Here is a 3,582-nt window from a genome sequence, read left to right as displayed (position 1 = left end):
GGCGCGGGGGGGGGGGGGGGGGGCGGGGGGGGGGGCCCGGGGCGGCCGCCCCCGCGGCCCGGCCCGCAGGGAGCGGGCCGGGCGGCCGCCGGCGGCAGCAGCGGCAGCGACGGAGGTCGCGCCGGGATCCTCGCCGGTGACGGACGGAGGCACGGTCTACTGCCCGTTCTTGACGAGGTCCGGGTGGACGGTGGCGGCGATCTGCCGGACGGCGTCGGCGTTGCGCACGCCCGCGATGGTGGTCACCTCGGAGCCGAGCCGCACGAAGTGCCCTTCCTGGACGGCCTTCAGGCCCTGGGTGGCGGGGAAGCCCTTGAGGAACGCCTCGGCGTCGTCGTAGGCCTTGCGGGTGGCCTCCTCGCTGCCGCGGTTGCGGACGGCCAGCTGGATCCAGTCCGGGTTCTTGGCGACCACGTCCTCCCAGGAGCCGGGCTTGAAGTCGGCGTCGCAGTCGGCGAAGACGTTGCGGGCGCCGGCGAGGGTGATCACGGCGTTGGCGACCTGGCGGCCGCAGACGGCGGTGGGCTGCTTGGTGCCGGCGTCGAAGTCGAAGACGAAGTAGCTCGGCCGCTTGTCGTCCGGCACTCCGGCGAGGGCGGTCCGCACGTCGCCCACGCGCTTCTCCATGCCGGCGACGAGTTCCTCGGCGCGGGCGGCGGTGCCGGTGACGGCGCCGAGCCTGCGGATGTCGTCCTCGACCTGGGCGAGGTCGGTGCGCGGCGCCTTGGCGGCCTTCGGGGTGCCGGCGCAGGCGGTGGAGAGGAGGTAGACGTGCTGGATGCCGGCCGCGGCGAACTCCTCCGGGCTCGGCCCGGTGGCGCCGCCGCCCATCATCGGCATGGCGCCGAAGGTGTCGACGTAGAGGTCGGCGCCGGAGCCGAGGAGCTTCTCCTTGGGGATGACGCGGTCGCCGAGGACGGGCACCTTGGTGCCCTGCTCGGCGAGGTCCGCCGGGAGGCTGCCCTTGCCGGGCGGGAAGCCGGTGCCGATCAGGCGGTCCCCGGCCCCGAGTTGGAGCAGCATCTCCAGGCTGGAAGCGTTACTGGTGACGATCTTCGAGGGGGCCTTGGCGATGGTGGTCTCCTGGCCCGCGCAGTCGGCGACCTTGACCGGGAAGGATCCGGCGGGCGCGGCCTTGGCCGTCGCCTGCGCGTCCGAGCCGCCGCCCCCTCCTCCGGTGCTTCCGCAGGCCGTGGCCGTGGCGAACAGGGCGACGACGGCCGCGACGGCGCGGGCGGTGCGAGGGCGCATGGAAACTCTCCTGGTGGGTGCTCGTGCTGGGGGTCCGTCCTGCGGACCCGGACCAGGTAGTCGGCCGGTTCGCGCGGCGGGTTCCCGCGGATCTCGGGGAGTTCCGCGCCGGGCCGTCTCCGCACGGCCCCGGGCGCACGGCCCCCTCCGGCGCGACCCCGTCCGGCGCGACCCCGTCCGCTCGCCCGCGGGCTCACGCGCGGGGCGTAGGCTGGCCCGATGGCCGAACCCACCGTCCTGCGGGACGATCTCGACCTGCCCGTCCGGCTCGGTCCGGGCCCGGTGCGGCGGGTGGTCTCGCTGGTGCCGTCGCTGACCGAGTCGCTCGCCGTCACCGCCCCCGGCCTGCTGGCCGGCGCCACCGACTGGTGCACCCACCCGGCCGGACTGGACGTGCCGCGGATCGGCGGCACCAAGAACCCGGACGTCCGGCGGATCCTCGCCCTGGCCCCTGACCTCGTCCTCGCCAACGACGAGGAGAACCGTCGGCCGGACCTCGACGCGCTGCGGGCGGCCGGCGTGCCGGTCTGGGTGACCGACATCCGCACCGTCGACGACGCGTTCCGCTCCCTGGAACGGCTGCTGACCCTCGCGTGCGGCCTCCCGCGGCCGGGGTGGCTGGACGAGGCGCAGGCGGCGTGGCGCGGGGTGGACGGTCGGCGCAGCGGGCAAAAGATCGACGGACGGCGGAGCGGGCAGAAGACCGACGGTCCGCGGGCGATCGTGCCGATCTGGCGGCGCCCGTGGATGGTCCTCGGCCGCGACACCTTCGCCGGGGACGTGCTGCGGCGCCTCGGAGTGCGGCTCGTCCACGCCGGCCACGCCGAGCGCTACCCGGCCATCCCGCTGCCCGAACTGCTCGCCTGCGCACCCGACTTGGTCGTCCTGCCGGACGAGCCGTACCGGTTCACCGCCGGGGACGGCCCGGAGGCGTTCCCCGGCGTGCCGGCGGCGCTGGTCAGCGGACGTCACCTCACCTGGTACGGGCCCTCGCTCGCCGAGGCCCCGGCGGTGCTCGGCACGGCGCTCGACCACCCGTTCGTACAGGGTGGGAACACGCCCCCGTAGGATGACCGCCACTCGCCGGGACCACCGGCGATCAAGTGGGGGAACCACACATGGCAGTGAGCACATCCCGGCGTGCGCTGGTGATGGTGTCGGCCGCGGCCGTCTCGACCGCCGTCCTGGCCGGGTGCGGGAGCAAGTCCGCGACGACCGACACCCGTGCGGCGCCGGGCACGACGGCTCTGGCCGCGAGCGCCTCGCCCGCCGACACGGCCGGCGCGAGCGCGTCCGCGAGCCCGGCCGCGAGTGCGACGCCGTCGCCCGGCGCGAGCGCCACCGGCAGCCCGAGCGCGAGCGCGTCGGCGGGCAAGTCGGCCAAGGCGAGCCCGAGCCCGGGCCCGACGGCGAGCGGTGCCAAGCCCGGCGCGGCCAAGCCGTCCACCGGCAGTGCCGAGAAGGCCCCCGCCCCGGCCGCCGCCCCCGTCGCCGCGGCCCCGGCGCCGACCGCCAAGCCCGGCCCCGTCGCTCCCCCGCGGCCCCGGCGCCGACCGCCAAGCCCGGCCCCGTCGCTCCCCCGCCGCCGCCCGCACCCGAGGGCCCGCACGCCCCGCCGCTGCAGAGCAGTTGCAAGCCGAGCAAGCCGCAGCCGGACGAGGCCAAGGACGCCGTCGGCGCGGCGCTCACCGCCGCGGCCGGCCAGGCCCGCACGCTCACCCTCAGCAGCGGAGGCACCGACAAGCTCCCGCCGCTGCCGGTCAACCTGGTCAAGGCCATCGCCTGGCAGGAGAGCGGCTGGCAGTCCGGCATCCTCGCCTGCGACGGCGGGATCGGCACCATGCAGGTCATGCCGAACACCGTGAGCTGGATGAACACCAAGTTCGGCACCGTCTCCGACGCCAAGACCCTCGCCGGCAACGTCCAGCTCGGCACCCAACTGCTCGACTGGCTGGTCGCCTACTTCGGCGACTCCGGGTTCGGCGGCACGTACGACCTCTCCCCCGACCCCGCCACCGGGAAGACCCCGCTGCTCGACCTCGTCATCTCCGCCTACAACGCGGGCGCGGGCAACGTCCACTACAACACCGCCACCGACCCGGCCACCGGCGCGACCGTCGGCAGCCTCGTCATCCCGAACCCGGGCTACGTCGCCAACGTCAAGGCGCTCATGGCGAGTCAGCCCTGGAACAAGGCCGGCTGAGACCGGAGAACGGCGGCGGGGGGGGGGGGGGGGGGGGGGGCGGGGGGGGGCGCCGGCCCGCGCGCTCGGAGTGGGGGAGCAGCCGCGGGGGGCGGGGGGGGGGGGAGCGCCGCGCGCGAAGATGCGAG

3 protein-coding genes are annotated in these 3,582 nt (G+C 76.2%); 2 read left to right on the top strand and 1 reads right to left on the bottom strand.

What is annotated here, in order from left to right; translation table 11 throughout:
- Nucleotides 1–156: 156 nt before the first annotated feature.
- Nucleotides 157–1,251: an ABC transporter substrate-binding protein gene (locus tag ACFV4G_RS04050; protein WP_380436193.1), complete on the bottom strand. Its 1,095-nt coding sequence runs from the start codon at nt 1,249–1,251 to the stop codon at nt 157–159.
- A 219-nt stretch (nt 1,252–1,470) separates the two neighbouring features.
- Here ACFV4G_RS04050 and ACFV4G_RS04045 point away from each other — a divergent pair, with 219 nt between their 5' ends.
- Complete coding sequence (locus ACFV4G_RS04045) at nt 1,471–2,319, top strand: helical backbone metal receptor (protein WP_380436191.1); 849 nt, start codon at nt 1,471–1,473, stop codon at nt 2,317–2,319.
- A 124-nt stretch (nt 2,320–2,443) separates the two neighbouring features.
- On the top strand, nt 2,444–3,454 hold the full coding sequence (locus ACFV4G_RS04040) for a transglycosylase SLT domain-containing protein (RefSeq protein WP_380436189.1): 1,011 nt from the start codon (nt 2,444–2,446) through the stop codon (nt 3,452–3,454).
- Nucleotides 3,455–3,582 lie beyond the last annotated feature (128 nt).

The organism is Kitasatospora sp. NPDC059747 (assembly GCF_042732955.1).
GTDB lineage: Bacteria > Actinomycetota > Actinomycetes > Streptomycetales > Streptomycetaceae > Kitasatospora.
The sequence above is the reverse complement of the archived record's forward strand: the minus strand, read 5'-3'. Positions and strand labels throughout refer to the sequence as shown.